Annotated in this window: 18 protein-coding genes; 12 read left to right on the top strand and 6 right to left on the bottom strand. The window is 39.0% G+C overall.

What is annotated here, in order from left to right; translation table 11 throughout:
• Positions 1-7: 7 nt before the first annotated feature.
• Together JG734_RS06000 and JG734_RS05995 are read left to right on the top strand one after the other, a co-directional pair.
• Positions 8-760 carry a hypothetical protein gene (locus JG734_RS06000; RefSeq protein WP_201332396.1) on the top strand — a complete coding sequence of 251 codons (753 nt, stop codon included), beginning with the start codon at positions 8-10 and terminating at the stop codon, positions 758-760.
• 28 nt (positions 761-788) lie between these two features.
• Positions 789-1,103: an MTH1187 family thiamine-binding protein gene (locus JG734_RS05995; RefSeq protein WP_201332395.1), complete on the top strand. Its 315-nt coding sequence runs from the start codon at positions 789-791 to the stop codon at positions 1,101-1,103.
• Between the two features lie 161 nt (positions 1,104-1,264).
• Here the strand turns inward: JG734_RS05995 and pdxA are convergent, their stop codons facing one another.
• The 3 genes from pdxA to tgt are packed head-to-tail and all read right to left on the bottom strand — an operon-like array spanning position 1,265 to position 4,081.
• Entirely contained in the window at positions 1,265-2,188 is a 924-nt protein-coding gene (gene pdxA, locus JG734_RS05990) for a 4-hydroxythreonine-4-phosphate dehydrogenase (protein ID WP_201332394.1), read from the bottom strand.
• Positions 2,166-2,963, bottom strand: a complete 798-nt coding sequence (locus JG734_RS05985) for a pyridoxine 5'-phosphate synthase (protein ID WP_201332393.1) — start codon at positions 2,961-2,963, stop codon at positions 2,166-2,168. Before JG734_RS05985 ends, pdxA begins: the two co-directional genes overlap by 23 nt.
• Positions 2,960-4,081 (bottom strand): tRNA guanosine(34) transglycosylase Tgt, encoded by a 1,122-nt coding sequence (gene tgt, locus JG734_RS05980; RefSeq protein WP_201332392.1) that lies wholly within the window; start codon positions 4,079-4,081, stop codon positions 2,960-2,962. The genes JG734_RS05985 and tgt overlap by 4 nt, the downstream gene beginning before the upstream one ends.
• Positions 4,082-4,106: 25 nt before the next feature.
• Between tgt and JG734_RS05975 the strand changes: the two genes are divergently transcribed.
• Genes JG734_RS05975 through JG734_RS05935 form a run of 9 tightly spaced genes read left to right on the top strand, consistent with a single transcriptional unit; the run spans position 4,107 to position 12,481 of the window.
• On the top strand, positions 4,107-5,507 hold the full coding sequence (locus tag JG734_RS05975) for a COG3400 family protein (RefSeq protein ID WP_201332391.1): 1,401 nt from the start codon (positions 4,107-4,109) through the stop codon (positions 5,505-5,507).
• A gap of 46 nt (positions 5,508-5,553) precedes the next feature.
• A complete protein-coding gene (gene aroB / locus JG734_RS05970; protein ID WP_201332390.1) occupies positions 5,554-6,603 on the top strand; it encodes a 3-dehydroquinate synthase in 1,050 nt (349 codons plus the stop codon).
• Positions 6,597-8,210, top strand: coding sequence for a mechanosensitive ion channel domain-containing protein (locus tag JG734_RS05965; protein ID WP_201332389.1), 1,614 nt, complete (start codon positions 6,597-6,599; stop codon positions 8,208-8,210). The genes aroB and JG734_RS05965 overlap by 7 nt, the downstream gene beginning before the upstream one ends.
• Entirely contained in the window at positions 8,207-9,439 is a 1,233-nt protein-coding gene (gene mtaB / locus JG734_RS05960; RefSeq protein WP_201332388.1) for a tRNA (N(6)-L-threonylcarbamoyladenosine(37)-C(2))-methylthiotransferase MtaB, read from the top strand. Before JG734_RS05965 ends, mtaB begins: the two co-directional genes overlap by 4 nt.
• Complete coding sequence (locus JG734_RS05955) at positions 9,402-11,084, top strand: ATP-dependent metallopeptidase FtsH/Yme1/Tma family protein (RefSeq protein ID WP_201332387.1); 1,683 nt, start codon at positions 9,402-9,404, stop codon at positions 11,082-11,084. The genes mtaB and JG734_RS05955 overlap by 38 nt, the downstream gene beginning before the upstream one ends.
• Positions 11,071-11,601 carry a pimelyl-ACP methyl ester esterase BioV gene (bioV, locus tag JG734_RS05950; RefSeq protein WP_201332386.1) on the top strand — a complete coding sequence of 177 codons (531 nt, stop codon included), beginning with the start codon at positions 11,071-11,073 and terminating at the stop codon, positions 11,599-11,601. Before JG734_RS05955 ends, bioV begins: the two co-directional genes overlap by 14 nt.
• Positions 11,594-12,127, top strand: a complete 534-nt coding sequence (gene mog / locus JG734_RS05945) for a molybdopterin adenylyltransferase (protein ID WP_201332385.1) — start codon at positions 11,594-11,596, stop codon at positions 12,125-12,127. Before bioV ends, mog begins: the two co-directional genes overlap by 8 nt.
• Complete coding sequence (locus JG734_RS05940) at positions 12,127-12,330, top strand: hypothetical protein (protein ID WP_201332384.1); 204 nt, start codon at positions 12,127-12,129, stop codon at positions 12,328-12,330. Before mog ends, JG734_RS05940 begins: the two co-directional genes overlap by 1 nt.
• A complete protein-coding gene (locus tag JG734_RS05935) occupies positions 12,320-12,481 on the top strand; it encodes a hypothetical protein (protein WP_201332383.1) in 162 nt (53 codons plus the stop codon). The genes JG734_RS05940 and JG734_RS05935 overlap by 11 nt, the downstream gene beginning before the upstream one ends.
• Here JG734_RS05935 and JG734_RS05930 read toward each other — a convergent pair.
• Genes JG734_RS05930 through JG734_RS05920 form a run of 3 tightly spaced genes read right to left on the bottom strand, consistent with a single transcriptional unit; the run spans position 12,465 to position 13,837 of the window.
• On the bottom strand, positions 12,465-12,914 hold the full coding sequence (locus JG734_RS05930) for a Fur family transcriptional regulator (RefSeq protein WP_201332382.1): 450 nt from the start codon (positions 12,912-12,914) through the stop codon (positions 12,465-12,467). The genes JG734_RS05935 and JG734_RS05930 overlap by 17 nt on opposite strands.
• 3 nt (positions 12,915-12,917) lie before the next feature.
• Positions 12,918-13,232, bottom strand: coding sequence for a hypothetical protein (locus JG734_RS05925; protein ID WP_201332381.1), 315 nt, complete (start codon positions 13,230-13,232; stop codon positions 12,918-12,920).
• A gap of 20 nt (positions 13,233-13,252) precedes the next feature.
• Entirely contained in the window at positions 13,253-13,837 is a 585-nt protein-coding gene (locus tag JG734_RS05920; protein ID WP_201332380.1) for a nicotinamidase, read from the bottom strand.
• Between the two features lie 46 nt (positions 13,838-13,883).
• Here JG734_RS05920 and JG734_RS05915 point away from each other — a divergent pair, with 46 nt between their 5' ends.
• Complete coding sequence (locus JG734_RS05915) at positions 13,884-15,191, top strand: nicotinate phosphoribosyltransferase (RefSeq protein WP_201332379.1); 1,308 nt, start codon at positions 13,884-13,886, stop codon at positions 15,189-15,191.
• Positions 15,192-15,198 lie beyond the last annotated feature (7 nt).

Here is a 15,198-nt window from a genome sequence, read left to right as displayed (position 1 = left end):
ATCGAAGATGGTTGCGCCAAGTAATAAAAATGCTATCGCCCTAGCATGGGAGTTTTTCAAAGGAAACTATGCACTCAATTTTGCAGCATTAGCAATTTTGATCGTTATCTATCTGCTGGGAATGCTTCCTATCATAGGGCTACTCTTTATCATGGCTTACTCCATATTGAGTCTATCGATCCAGGTATATTTTGGCAAAAATGTGTTGCGTGTCTCAACTCCACAAGAGATGGGAGAAATAGCCCAAAACACTAAAATAGGGGAACTTTTGACACAATGGCTCCAAGTTGCAGCCGGTGCATTTTTGGCATATTTTTTCATAGGAATTTTCTTTGGAATTCTGTTTTCTTTGCTAGGTGGAATGTCAGCAGCTGCTATGGATCCACAAAATATTGACAACATGGAAGCTGCTGTGACGAGTTTTGGGGCAATTGGCCTCTTGCTTTTAATTGTAGCAGGCTTTTTCTTCTACTTCTTTCCTGCAGTTATTGGAAGAGTGATTAAAACTGAAGATTTTGTAGCGGCTTTTAAAACATCTTTCCTTATCTTTAGTCCAACACTATGGAAATCATGCTTTAACAAAGAGTACTTTGTTCTCATTCTTATCTGGTCATTGATAGTGCTAGGTGCAGTATTTTTGATAGGTATAACAGCTATGACACTCATTCTCATACCGGTTGCGGCAGTGATTATGTATCTACTTAGTCTTTACAATGCAGCTATTTACGTTTTTGCAGATCAGTTGAGTGTAAAAGAGTAAATCGTAAAATTGGAGTCGGAGGGGTAGCATGAGTGTATTGATGGAAATAGCAATGTTCCCTACTGATGTAGGAGAGAGCAAGAGTAGATATGTTGCCGAGGTTCTAAAAGTGATAGAAGAGAGTGGTCTAGCATATCAGCTTACTCCCATGGCTACTATTGTTGAAGCACAGAGCATAGAAGAGGTGAGTGCACTTATACCAAAAATGTATCATGCTTTAGAAAAAATGGGCGTAGGCAGAGTCTATAGTGTAGCCAAGTTTGATATCCGACCTGGCAAGAGTGATCGCTTGCGCCAAAAGGTTGCATCAGTTCAAAAACATCTCAAAGAAGAAAAGAGATGAAAAAAGTTATTTTTCCAATTACGGTAGTGCTACTTTTTATTGGCTGTGGGGTAGGCTCTATCGTAGCTTTACCTTTAAAGTAACCGGTGCTGTTGTCAATGTAGTAGCACCGAGTGAAGTGGGCAATTCTATAAGCGGTGTGGGAGATGTCGTCGACGAAGCTATCCCTTTTTGATATGCGAGAGAGCATATTTGACTGCGTTGAGGTAGCTAAGAGTATTGGCTCTATTTTTGTAAGCAATATCAAACGCTGTTCCATGATCGACTGATGTGCGCAGTATTGGAAGATTCAAAGAGACATTGATCGATTCATCAAAGTAGAGCGCTTTGAGAGGCGCTAAACCTTGATCATGATACATTGCCACAATGTGCGTGAGGTTTTTGCGAAAATTTGGTGTAAAGGCGATATCTGGTACAACAGGTCCAAAAAAGATCTCTTTGCCAATAGTTTCATTGGCTAAACCGATTGCCTTGGAAATATACTTCTCTTCATTCCCCAAAACTCCATTATCTCCAGCATGGGGATTGAGCCCCAAAACTGCTACCGGTTTTTTGGGTCTAGTATTTTTGTAAAAATCGAGGAGAAATTTTTTTAGTTTTTTAGTCTTTATTGCTTTTGGGACCTCTTTGAGAGGGATGTGCTCAGTGTAAAGTGCTACAAAGAGTCTTGGCGATCCAAGCATCATAATAGCATCTTTTTTGAATCTATGGCGCAAATAGTCTGTATGCCCTTTGTATGGAATTCCTGCTTTCATCCATGCCTCTTTATGCACCGGCAGTGTAACCAAAGCTTGGGCTATTCCATTTGTAGTAAATTCCACACCCTTTTTGAAGGCTTTAAAGCTATACTTCCCACTTTTTTTACTCACTCTACCAGGACGAATAGCAAAATCCCCACTCACATATTCTATTTCCAAATCTTTGGGAATATCTATATGCAAAAGTTTTGCAGCTTTTTGGAGTATTTTGATATTTGTCATATAAAGAGGGGTGCACCACTCTTTGATCGTATCGTGAGATCGTAGGGCGATTTCTGGACCTATGCCGTTAAAATCACCAAGACTAATCGCAATAACTGGCTTCATCGATAAGCTCTTTCATCTCTTTGACCGCTTGCGCAAATCCTACCCAGATGCTGCGAGCTATGATACTTTGGCCAATGTTGAGCTCTATAATATTTGGTATTTGTGCAATACGACCAACATTGTGGTAGTTAAGACCATGCCCAGCAGCTACAAGGAGTCCCGCTTTTGCTGCATAAAGAGCTGAATTTTCAAGCTTTCCAAGCTCTTGTGTTAGACGCTCACGCAATTCATGGCGCGAGAGCTCTAGTTCTTTGATACTGTGGGGAGAGTGTGAGAGATTTGCATAGAGCATTGCATAGATGTTTGCATACTCTCCTGTATGGAGTTCTACCATATCGGCTGCAGTCTCGGCACAAGAGGCTATTATTTCAAAATCTGGATCTATAAAGAGTGATACATCAATTTCGTGCTCTTTGAGTCTTTTTACACACTCTGCAACTCTCTCGAAGTTTCCGATCACATCGAGACCACCTTCAGTAGTTACTTCCTCTCTTCGCTCTGGAACCAAAGTAGCACGATGGGGTTTGAGTCTGCAAACTATATCGATAATCTCTTCATCAATGCTGCACTCCATATTGACCGGAAGTGGTGAGAGCTCGATAATTTTTGCTGCATCACTGTCATTGATATGGCGTCTATCTTCTCTTAGGTGAATAGTAATTTGATCAGCCCTTGCTCTAGCAGCTAAGTAGAGTGCTTGCAAAGGGTCTGGATCGTTGATTTTGCGAGCGTTGCGCAAGACTGCTATATGATCGATATTGACTCCAAGTTTCATGATTCTCTCCTGGTATAGAACTCTTTTTTGAATGTAGCATAATCTCCTTTAAGTATCGCTTCTCTTGCTTCTTTGACAAGAGTTAAATAGTAGTGGAGATTGTGAATGGAAGCGAGACGATAATATGTGAGCTCTTTGGCGCGGATGAGGTGGTTGAGATAGCTTCTGGAGTAGTTTTGGCATGTATAGCAAGAGCAGTTCTCATCTATTGGGGAGTGATCTTTCTTATAGCGGGCAGCTTTGATATTGAGTCTACCAAATGTGGTAAAGAGAGTTCCATTGCGTGCATTGCGTGTAGGCATAACACAATCAAACATATCAACTCCTCGCTCTATACACTCTACCAGATCTTCTGGAGTACCGACTCCCATGAGATAGCGCGGTTTGTTTTGAGGCATAAATTGTGTAGTCAGTGCAACTGTATCGTACATGGCCTGACTCTCTTCTCCAACACTCAAGCCTCCTATGGCAAACCCATCAAAATCTAAAGCTGTAAGTTCAGTGGCACTTATGCGGCGAAACTCTGGGTCTATGCCACCTTGGATAATTGCAAAGATATTTTGGTCAAGTCCAATGCCCTCTTGTTGCTTTGCTCTATGGTATTTGATCGACTCTTTTGCCCACTTTGTAGTGCGCTCGACGGAGAGTTTGAGGCGCTCTTTGGTTGCTGGTAGAGCTACGAGGTCATCAAGGATCATCATGATATCACTTTCAAGATTATATTGGATATCGAGCACTTTTTGGGGAGTGAAGAAGTGGCGAGATCCATCGATATGGCTTTGAAACTCTATCCCTTTATCGTTTGCTTTGCTGATATCACTGAGACTAAATGCTTGAAATCCTCCACTATCGGTGAGGAAACTTTTAGTATACCCCGTAAAACCATGCAATCCCCCAAACTCCTTGACTATTTCATCACCAGGTCGCAAATAGAGATGATATGTGTTTGCTAGGATAATATCGGTGTGGAGGATTTCAAGAAGGTCGGTAGTATCCAAGGCTTTGACACTTGCAGCCGTCCCTACAGGCATAAAAATAGGTGTATTTATGGTAGAATGAGAGGTCTTAATAGTTGTAGCTCGTGCATTGCCACAAGTAGCATCGAGATGAAATTCCAAAAATGATCCTTTAAAGGTTTTTTTCGTGCAAACAGAAGTGTTGATTCTAGCTGATGGAATTGTAGCAAAACATCTCCTCCAAAGACTTGTTAAAAACTATATTACTAAAAACCGTTACCATATCGTCTATCAAGATCCCCGCATCAAACCAAAAACGTACAATGAAAATTTTCTTTTTTATCAATTTGATCCAACTTCATACATAAAACTCTCTAAACTCTTTGCAAAACGTTTCAAAGAAGTCGTCATAGTCCTTGGCAATAGAGTAGAGACCTTAGCAAGTTTTGAGAATGTACGAAGACTTGATAGAAGTGTCAATATAGTGGTGCTCGATAAGTGGGATTTAGATATTGAAGATAAAAATTTCATCCAGCTCAACGCCAATGAGATCCTTGCAAATAGAGTGATTGATCACCTGCCAAATGTTCCTGTCATAGCACAGAACGTGGGGCTTGGGCTTGGTGAGATTATGGAAGTTTTAGTCCCTTTTGGGAGTGCTTATGTCTATCGCCATGTGGGCTCGATAGAGCAAAAGAACTGGAAAATTGCAGCAATTTATCGCAATAACAAATTGATTTTGCCAACATCTTCAACAATGATCTGGCCAAACGACCTTTTACTCCTTATCGGCGATCCACAGGTTCTCAAAGAGGTCTTTCGCTCTATCAAGCAAGAGGTAGGGCAATTTCCTATGCCTTTTGGTGTGGATGCATATCTTTTCATAGATATGGGAAGTCTTGATGTTACATCTATGCGCCATTTGGTACTTGCAGCAGTCCACCTCCATAGCAAACTCAAAGATAAAAAACTATTCGTAAGAGTAGCTAACCCTAATAATATTGAATTTTTGAACTTCTTAAAAAGTTATGAGAGTGCCGATATCGATATAGAGATCGATTATAGATACCAAAATGGTGTAAATCTCATTGAGACAGATATGCAAAAGCTCAAAACTGGTCTCTTTATCACACACAATAGATGTTTTATGCAAAAGGAACTGAGAAAAAAGCTTTACAACTATCGTATCCCAGTTTTTAGCGTTGCAAATACACCAATTTCAAATATTGAAGATGCAGGATTGATATTGACGCAAAACAGAAGCTTAGAGTATATCTCATCAATCGTTTTTGATATAGCGATCCAGTTAGAGCTTGCTTTAAAAATTTATGAGTATGATCAGGTTAATAGCGAATTAGTGGATCATTTCCAAAACCTAGCAAATATCTATTCAAAACCTATTAAGTTTGTCAAAACCAATACAAATCCTATCAGATATTTAAAAGCGAAAGAGAAGAATATTTTACTTGTCTTTCCATTTAGCAAGAAAGTAGTCCAAGCAGCCAAATGGAATATATTTTCTACCGATCCAGAATCACTCTTTTTTAAATTGAACCGGTTTCATCAGATGTTTATACCTGAATCATAAAACTCTAAACAACATTTCCTTATAATAAAAAGAAAAAAGGGTATCGATGCGCGTGCACATTGATCTAAAGAAGAGTGATGATAGAAGTTATGATATTTTTATTGACAGTATTGCAAAAATTGATGGCTTAAGCAAAGCTGTAGTGGTCACAAATCCAAAGGTTGGGGGCCTCCATCTAGGCTATCTCTTGCCAAAAATAGAAGCAAAAGAGCTCTACATCGTTACCCTTCCCGATGGAGAGGATTACAAAAATGAAGAGAGTTTGAACTATCTATTGGATCGCCTTTTCGATCACCAGATCGATCGCAAATCAACGCTCATCGCATTTGGAGGGGGAGTCATAGGAGATATGACAGGATTTGCAGCTGCAATCTATCAAAGAGGAATCGATTTTATCCAGATCCCCACAACACTTTTGGCACAGGTAGATGCAAGTGTAGGTGGTAAGACGGGTATCAACAACAGATTTGGCAAAAATCTTATAGGAGCATTTCACCAGCCAAAGGCTGTCTATATTGATCCTTATTTCCTCTCTACTCTTCCTCTGCGCGAGTTTGCAGCTGGAGTGGCAGAAATTATCAAAATGGCTGTAGTTTTTGATAGGGAGTTTTTTGCATGGCTTGAAAAAAATGAACTCAAAAATGAAGAGCATATCAAAGAGGCAATTAAGCGCTCAGTTGAACTCAAAGCAAAAATTGTCTCTTTGGATGAGAAAGAATCAGGTGTGCGAGCAAGTCTCAACTATGGCCATACATTTGCCCATGTGATAGAGAATGAAACCCAGTACAAAAAGTATCTCCATGGTGAAGCTGTTGCGATTGGAATAGTGATGGCCAACAGACTAGCAGTGCGATTAGGACTTATGAGTGAAGATGAAGAAGCGCGCATTCGCAATCTCTTGCTTGCATATGGATTGCCTATTTGCTATCGGGTCAAAGATCCAGAACAGTTTTATGAACACTTCTTTCTTGATAAAAAGAGTCAAAATAGCAAAATCAAGTTTGTTTTGCCAAAAAGAATCGGAGATTTTGTCATTTCAGATGAGGTGGCAAAAGATGATGTCATTGCAGTTTTGAAGGAATTTACAAAATGCTAAGAGTTTTCCTAGCGCTTTTTACTTTTCTTATATTAGGCTTTGCAGAAGAGAATATCACGCTACAAAAGCAAAAACAAGAAGAGATCGAAGTACAAAAGAGAGCACAAATTGCTCTTTATAATGATGAGTTAAAGAGTGTAGATGAAAAATTATCCAAAAATATCTGGATTAAAAGATATGAAAATTATAAAACCTACTATCAGATCCAAAAAGAGCTCAAAGAGCTAGAAAAAAAGATAGGAAAAATAAAAAAACGCAAAAAGAAGAGGGAGCTGCAAGATTATCAAGCAAAGCTAGAGACTCTCAAGAGCCAACTCACTCTCCTTAATGAATACAAAGAGTCTCCCTTTGTAGAGGTTCTCAAACCTCACCCGATTGAAAAAGCACCAGAGATCAAAAATCCGTTTAAAATAATTTCTGCTCTTTCATATATCAAAAAGATAAAAAGCTATAAAGAGTATTACAAGCAAAAGCTTGTCGATTTACAAGCGGCACTTAAGCTTTTAGAAGAGAAGAATACACTTCTTCTTAAAGAGTACAGACTCACTAAAGATCCAAAACTACGTAAAGAGATCGATGAACTGACTCAAGAGATCAAAGAGTTCAAAGAGGCACTGCGTATTGCACAAGAGACCCTCTCAGTTTATACGAGAAAGATCGAAGAAAATATTCTCAAAACTACTGAAGAGATCAAACTCCAAAGCCAAAAAGCAGCTACTATAGGTGCTATCATTTTGGGACTTTTTATTTTGACTCTCATTTTAAAATGGATGATACGCCGCTATATCCAAGATAATCAGCGTGCTTATATGGCGAATAAAATAGTCAATTTCAATTTTGCCATACTCATTATTCTTATACTTCTCTTTGCTTATATTGAAAATGTGAGTTATCTTGTAACAATACTCGGTTTTGCATCAGCTGGTATCGCGATCGCTATGAAAGATATGTTTATGAGTCTTTTGGGCTGGATGGTGATAGTCGTAGGAGGATCAATACATGTAGGCGATAGAATAAAGGTGACGAAAGAGGGGAGAGATTTTGTAGGAGATGTGATCGATATTTCTCTTTTGCGTATAACCATATTAGAAGATGTTACTCTCACAAGCTATCTTCATAATATTCGCTCAGGGCGTGTGATTTTTGTACCAAACAACTATATTTTTACAGATCTTATCGCTAACTATACACATCTTGGACTCAAAACTGTATGGGATAGTATCAATTTCAATATTACTTTTGATTCAAACTATAAAAAAGCAGCTCATATAGCTCGAGAAATTGCGAGAAAATATGCAAAAGGCTACACAGATATTGCACGCAAACAGCTCAACAAACTTCGCAGTACATACCATCTCAAAAATACAAATGTTGATGTGCGTGTCTACACATTTGCAGAGGAGTATGGTATACGCGTGAGTTTATGGTACATGACAAACTCCTATGCAACCTTGACACTCCGCAGCACAATCTCTGCAGAAATCATAGAGCGCTATCTTGCAGAACCAGACATCACTATCACATATCCTGCTCAAAAAATATTCTTGACAAAAGATCAATCTTCTGCTACAAAGCCACCAGAAAATATTTATGAGGTGGAGGCGTGAAAGTCTATTTTAAAACCTTTGGGTGCAGAACAAATCTTTTCGACACACAGGTAATGATGAGCAATTTAAAAGATTTTACTCTCACCCAAAAAGAGGATGATGCCGATATCATTGTTGTGAATTCTTGTACCGTTACAAACGGAGCAGATAGTAGTGTGCGCCACTATATAAACCGCATCAATCGCCTTGGCAAAAAGATCTATCTGACTGGTTGTGGGGCATTTACCAAAGGAGAATCACTTTTTCAAGAGAAAAAGGTAGCTGGAGTCTTTGGTCACTCAGAAAAGACAAAAATCAACGAATTGCTCCAACGAAACGACTTTTTTGAACTAGGTGATTTGGAAAGTGTTGATGATACTATAGTGAGCGAATTTGTGGGTAAAAGCAGAGCATTTATCAAAATCCAAGAGGGGTGTGATTTTCGCTGCAGCTACTGCATCATTCCCTATGTACGTGGAAATGCAAGGAGCCACGATGAAGAGCTGATCTTAGAGCAGATCCGCAAACTCGCAGCCAATGGCTTTGGTGAATTTATTTTTACCGGCACTAATGTTGGAAGTTATGGAAAAGATAGAGGCACTTCACTAGCAAAGCTGCTCAAGAGAGTATCGCAGATTAGAGGTGTGCGCAGAGTCCGCATAGGCTCAATTGAGCCTATGCAGATTACTGATGAGTTTAAAGAGCTTCTTGATGAGCCATGGATGGCAAAACATCTCCATATAGCTTTGCAACATACAAGTGAAGAGATGCTAGCAATTATGCATAGACGCAATAAAGTTACACAAGATCTCGAACTCTTTGATGAAATAGCATCCCATGGATATGCAATAGGGACAGATTTTATAGTAGGACACCCTGGTGAGAATGAGAAAAATTTCCAGGAGGCTTTGGAAAATCTTGCTAAATTTCCACTTACACATATTCATCTTTTTACCTACTCTAAGCGTGATGGTACACCGGCAGCTGCAATGAAAGAACAGGTCCGTGGTGATGTGGCAAAGCAAAGATATCGTGTTATCAAAGGACTAATTGAGGAGAAAAATTTTGAATTCCGCCAGGAGAAAAAACCTCTAGAAGTACTTGTTGAGAGTAAAAAAGGTGAGAAATATTTAGGATATGATCAGTTTTACAATCCAATTACAATTGAGAGTGATTTGGATCTTAGAGGAAATTGGGTCTATGTGGAAGAGTATGAAGTCACCAAAGAGGGAAATTTTGCAAAAATTTAGAAAAAAACTTCTTATACTTCTATCTTCTCTTCTTCTCTTTGTACTTTTGGCAGCTCTTTTTGTCTCAAAATATGAAAACGAACAACCCCTCGATATCACAACATATGAGACACTTTTGGATAATAATATGATAGACAAAGCTATTATAGGTCAAAAATATGTCACAATTGTGAGTCAGGGGCATAGCTATACAATTCCAAAAGATGCTATAGATATAGCTACACTTTATAAGAAGGTTCCGGTAACGATGCAAGAAAATAGCCAGTTTGTTATAGATATTATCTCTTTGATTTTGTTAACAGGGGTTCTTGGCTATCTGCTTTACTATTTGCGCAAACGACAAAGCGAGCCAATTCCAATCCAACATCAGATCCAGATAGCTCCTGTGCAAGAGCCAGAAGAGTTTAAATCCAATATTGCACCACAAGTGAGTGATGTCACTTTTGATGATGTGGCAGGTATTGAAGAGGTCAAAGAAGAACTTGAAGAGATAATCGATTTTTTAAAAGATCCACAAAAATATACTGAGTTTGGTGTACGCATGCCCAAAGGGGTTTTACTCGTAGGACCTCCTGGAGTTGGAAAAACACTCATAGCAAAAGCTGTAGCAGGAGAAGCGGGAGTTCCGTTTTTTTATCAAAGTGGAAGTGCATTTGTCCAGATCTATGTAGGTATGGGCGCAAAGCGGGTGCGTGAGCTCTTTGCAAAAGCCAAAGAGATGGCACCAAGTATTGTCTTTATCGATGAGATTGACGCTGTAGGAAAAGCTAGAGGTGGAATGCGCAATGACGAGAGAGAAGCCACACTCAACCAGTTGCTCACTGAGATGGATGGATTTGAGCCTTCAAGCGGTGTGATTGTTATAGGGGCGACAAACAAGATCGAGGTTTTAGATGAAGCGCTTTTAAGACCTGGTAGATTTGATAGGCGTATATTTGTCTCTTTGCCAAATAAAGAAGAAAGAGCAAAAATTTTACAAATCTATCTCAAAAATATTCCCCATTATGTAGATGTGAATAAGCTAGCTGACATGACAGTTGGATTTAGTGGTGCGGCACTGGCAAGTCTAGTCAATGAAGCAGCACTCCATGCTCTGCGCAAAAAGAAACGAATGGTGGAGCTCAGTGATTTTGAAGAGGTCAAGGATAAAGTACTCTTTGGCAAGAAAAAGATCCTCGCTTTTAGCGAAAAAGAGAAAGAGATACAATCGGTATACCAAGCAGCCAAAGCGCTAGCTGCTCACTGGTATGAAGTTGAGTTTGACAAGATATCTTTGATAGGTGGCACAATAAAAGAGCTTGATAAAGAGATTGTATCAAAGAGTGATTATCTTGCAAGAATCAAAGTACTTCTTGCTGGGTATGTGGCAATGCAGATCTTTTACAATGAAGCTTTTTCCAATGCTGCGCAAGATTTGGCAAGAGCGAAGCAGATGGCAATCGAGATGGTGCAAGAGTATGGGATGGGTGAGAGGCTCTATGGCGATATAGCAGATGCTATGGCCATAATCGATAGTGCCTTGAGTGAACTGCAAAAGTATCTCCATCAACACCGTGAAACTATCCAAAAAATTGCACAAGAGTTGCAAAGAAAAGAATCTCTCACAAATCAAGAAATTAAAGAGCTGTTAGATGCGCTTTTATAGTGGCTTTGGATTTCGCAATGATAAATTGCTTTTTTTGGAGTACCTTGATAGAGGAAAATTTTGTATTGCTGGATTCAGCTTTGGAACACAAAAGGCTTTGCTTGATGCACTCCAGACTATTACTGAGGGAGGGAGAGTAGAGAAGTTGCAGCTCTTTTCTCCTGCTTTTTTCAACTATCTTCCAAAAGAGCTAAAAAACAAAGAGATCATAGCTTACGCAAAAAATCAAGAGCTCTATATGCGTTTTTTTTACAAAAAGGCGAGCTATCCAGCCATGATGGATCTAGAGAAGTTTCAAAGTAAGCCGACTTTAGGAGAGCTCAAAGAGCTTCTCTTTTTTGAATGGAAGTGTGAAGATCTTGAGAGTTTGAAGAGAAGTGGAGTAGAGATTGAGGTTTACTTAGGCGAACAAGATAAAATAATAGATAGTAAAAAAGCAAAAGAGTTTTTTATACAATATGCCACAGTCTATATGATCAAAGATGTAGGACATCTTTTAAAGGGTAGGGATGAATAAGATTAAAATTGGCGTAATAACAGCGAGTGACAGGGCAAGCGCTGGTATCTATGAAGATATTAGTGGCAAAGCAATAATGGATACAATGAGTGAATATCTCAAAAATGATTTTGAGATAGTCTATCGTTGCATTCCAGATGAGCTCGATGAGATCAAAAAGGCTCTCATTGAACTTTGTGATGATGAAGAGTGTGCTCTTGTTGTAACTACCGGTGGGACTGGACCGGCACCAAGAGATGTAACTCCTGAAGCCACAGAGGCTGTGTGCGAAAAGATGCTTCCGGGATTTGGTGAGCAGATGCGAGCAGTGAGCTTGCAGTATGTTCCTACTGCAATTTTATCGAGGCAAACTGCTGGTATTCGCGGCAAGAGTCTCATCATCAATCTCCCCGGTAAGCCAAAGAGTATCAGAGAGTGTCTTGATGCTGTATTTCCAGCTGTTCCATACTGTATCGATCTCATTGGAGGACCATATATCGAAACAGATGAGAGTGTCATCAAAGTCTTTAGACCAAAGAGTAAGTAATGGATATTACAAAAGAGTATGAAGAGTGTATGCATAAACTCATTAAAAAGCTAGAAGAGGAGTTTATGCAGATCATCGCCAATCCTAAACTTGATAAGAAAGAAAAAAATCTTCGCACGAAGCCACTTGTCACAAAAAAGCAGATTTTACTCAATACCTTAGAGTCACTCAAACTCGTAGAGAGGAGCAGTAATGGAGAGTAAGCATAAGCGCCTTATCCCTATGTATCTTTTGGCTCTTTTTTTAGTAGTTACAATTCTTTTTATTTTTATTGCGCCTATCTATATGGTCAATAAAGTCCAAAGCGATGCAAAAAAACCAAAAGAGCAAAGAGAACTTATATATCGTCACTAGTTTTTTGGCACTTTGGACATATACCATACATATTCATCTCATGGGTAATGAGTTTGAAGTTAAACTTTTTGGCAATCTCTTCTTGAAGAGATTCTAGCTCTTCATTGAAAAACTCCAAAATATCTCCACATTTGATGCATATCATATGATCGTGATGCTCACCTCTATTGAGTTCATATTTTTTCCCTTCAGTTCCAAATGATATGGAGTTAACAAATTTTTCTCTTTCCAAAAATGCCAATGTGCGATAGACAGTTGCTAACCCGATAGAGGGGTTCTCTTTTTTTACTTCATTGTAGATCTCTTCAGGAGTGAGATGTTTTTTGGCGTTGAAGAGCACACGCAAAATCTGTTCACGTTGCGAGGAGTATTTGAGTCCCCGCTTCTTTACAATATCTTTGAGTTGATCAAGATAGAGTTCTAGCTCTTGCATATCTTAGCACTCATGTAAAGGATTCGCTTCTAAAACTTCTAAAGGTATCTCTGATCCGTCACTACATTTGCCATACTCACCTGTTTCGATTTTTTTTAGAGCTTTTTTAACGCTTTTTCTCTCATACAAAAGTTTTTGTAAGAGTGCCTTATCATCATCGTTGATATTTTCAATAACGGAGAGATCCTCCAAGTCATCAATACTGTCGTAATTTGCCAACTCTTCCAACTCATTTTGAAGATTTTTAATCTCACTCTCAATCTTTTCTAATCGCTGTTCTAAAAGATTTTTGAATTTTTGTAGTTGTGTTTCTTGCATATGTGCTCCTTTTTTTCAAATTATAACTTATACTTACTTATAGAGTTGAAATCTGTTGCAATAGCACCGCTTTTTAAGAGTTCTTTAAGAGCAGCTTCTTGATCAAATACTGCTTTGGTAGCATCTTCTAAAACAAATGTAGTAAATCCATAGTGCAATGCTCCAAGAGCGGTATGCTTGACGCAAAAATCGGTAGCAACACCGCAAATAAAGACCCGTTTTATACCACGTTCTTGCAAAAGATCCAAAAGAAGTGTTCCTTGAAATCCAGAGTATGCATCAAAATCTTGCGATGTTCCTTTTGAGATAATGAAGCGATTATCCTGTGGGATATAAAGACCATCAGCAAATGCTGCTCCTTGGGTTCCTTGCACGCAGTGCGGTGGCCATGCGCCCCCTTGGTCTTGAAAGGAGATGTGATTGTGGGGATGCCAGTCACGAGTGAAAAAGATCGGCTGCGAAGTTTTCGTAAAAAGCTTTATATACGCATTGACTCTTCCAATAATTGTATCAGCCTCCTTGACTGCAAGTGCACCACCAGGCATGAAATCTTTTTGCATATCGACTACTATGAGTGTATCGTAGGAAGTTATCTGTACTCTCATAACCGCTCCTTGGTATAATTTATAGTAGTTTACCATAGGAGATACAATGCACGATTCTCTCAAAGTTCTCATGACCGATCTCTATGAGCTTACAATGGCACAGGTCTATTTTGATAAAGGGATGAATGAGGAGGCGGTATTTGATTTTTATATCCGTCCAAGTAGCAAAAGAGCATATTTTATAATGGGTGGAGTAGCAGAACTTATAGAAAATATTGAGAATTTTCGTTTTTCTCGTGAAACTTTAGTATATCTTGATTCGTTAGACCTCTTTTCAAGTGAGTTTTTGGATTATCTTGCAAATTTTCGCTTTTGTGGAGAGGTCTGGGCAGTAGATGATGGCGAGATAGTCTTTGCCAATGAGCCTTTAGTAGTAGTCAAAGCCTCTTTGGTGGAAGCGCAAATCATTGAGACACTTCTTATTAACACTTTACAGTATCCCATCATGGCAGCTACTAAGGCAGCCAGGTGTGTAAGCGTAGCAAGAGATACGAAGCTTGTAGATTTTGGAGCGAGAAGAGCTCATGGAATAGATTCAAGCCTTAAAGCTGCCAAGTACTCCTATATGACTGGATTTTTGGGTACATCCAATCTCTTAGCAGGCAAAATGTATGGTATCAATGTTTTTGGTACTATGGCACACTCATTTATTCTAGCGCATAATAGTGAAGAGGAAGCATTTAAAGATTTTATTCACACCTATCCAGATAACGCAATTTTACTCGTAGATACATTTGATACTCTAGAAGGTGTGAAAAAAGCTATCGAAGTTGTAAAAAAATTGGGGCTTAAAAGTTTCAAAGGTATTCGCATAGATAGTGGAGATATCGAAATTCTCGCAAGAGAGGCAAGAAAAATACTCGATAGTGCAGGATTCGAAGATGCGATAATCTTAGTGAGTGGTGGCGTGGATGAGTACATGATAGATGAGTTTTTAACCAAAGGTGCTCCAATCGATGCATGGGGAGTGGGAACGAAACTTACAACATGTGATGATATGCCCTCTCTTGATTGCGCTTATAAACTTGCAGCATATGCAAATCAGCCAAAGATGAAATGGAGCCCTCATAAAATCACTCTTCCAGGTTTGAAGCAGGTATTTAGGAAAGAGTATGATGATATTGTAGATTGTGCAAAGAGCGAGCATCCTGGGCATAAAAAGCTTCTAAAAAAAGTGATGGATAAAGGAAAAAGGTGTATAGAAGAAAAAAATCTCGAAGCAATGCAAAAAGAGTGTCTCCAAAGAATAGTAGCTCTTCCATCTCATATAAAGGGCATTCATACAGTTTCACCACACTTGCCAAAGATCGGAAAGTGTCTCCAAAAGATGATAGAGCGTTTGAAAATTAAGTAAAGTTTAC

The sequence above is a fragment of the Nitratiruptor sp. YY09-18 genome (assembly GCF_016593235.1).
GTDB lineage: Bacteria > Campylobacterota > Campylobacteria > Campylobacterales > Nitratiruptoraceae > Nitratiruptor.
Note: the sequence above shows the minus strand (reverse complement) of the source record. Positions and strands in the feature narration are given on the sequence as shown.

Bases quoted from the DNA above. Each gene is read 5' to 3' on its own strand.
- JG734_RS06000 (WP_201332396.1), top strand. From the start codon at position 8: ATGGTTGCGCCAAGTAATAAAAATGCTATCGCCCTAGCATGGGAGTTT.
- JG734_RS05995 (WP_201332395.1), top strand. From the start codon at position 789: ATGAGTGTATTGATGGAAATAGCAATGTTCCCTACTGATGTAGGAGAG.
- pdxA (WP_201332394.1), bottom strand. From the start codon at position 2,188: ATGAAGCCAGTTATTGCGATTAGTCTTGGTGATTTTAACGGCATAGGT.
- JG734_RS05985 (WP_201332393.1), bottom strand. From the start codon at position 2,963: ATGAAACTTGGAGTCAATATCGATCATATAGCAGTCTTGCGCAACGCT.
- aroB (WP_201332390.1), top strand. From the start codon at position 5,554: ATGCGCGTGCACATTGATCTAAAGAAGAGTGATGATAGAAGTTATGAT.
- JG734_RS05965 (WP_201332389.1), top strand. From the start codon at position 6,597: ATGCTAAGAGTTTTCCTAGCGCTTTTTACTTTTCTTATATTAGGCTTT.
- JG734_RS05955 (WP_201332387.1), top strand. From the start codon at position 9,402: ATGAAGTCACCAAAGAGGGAAATTTTGCAAAAATTTAGAAAAAAACTT.
- bioV (WP_201332386.1), top strand. From the start codon at position 11,071: ATGCGCTTTTATAGTGGCTTTGGATTTCGCAATGATAAATTGCTTTTT.
- mog (WP_201332385.1), top strand. From the start codon at position 11,594: ATGAATAAGATTAAAATTGGCGTAATAACAGCGAGTGACAGGGCAAGC.
- JG734_RS05940 (WP_201332384.1), top strand. From the start codon at position 12,127: ATGGATATTACAAAAGAGTATGAAGAGTGTATGCATAAACTCATTAAA.
- JG734_RS05935 (WP_201332383.1), top strand. From the start codon at position 12,320: ATGGAGAGTAAGCATAAGCGCCTTATCCCTATGTATCTTTTGGCTCTT.
- JG734_RS05930 (WP_201332382.1), bottom strand. From the start codon at position 12,914: ATGCAAGAGCTAGAACTCTATCTTGATCAACTCAAAGATATTGTAAAG.
- JG734_RS05925 (WP_201332381.1), bottom strand. From the start codon at position 13,232: ATGCAAGAAACACAACTACAAAAATTCAAAAATCTTTTAGAACAGCGA.
- JG734_RS05920 (WP_201332380.1), bottom strand. From the start codon at position 13,837: ATGAGAGTACAGATAACTTCCTACGATACACTCATAGTAGTCGATATG.
- JG734_RS05915 (WP_201332379.1), top strand. From the start codon at position 13,884: ATGCACGATTCTCTCAAAGTTCTCATGACCGATCTCTATGAGCTTACA.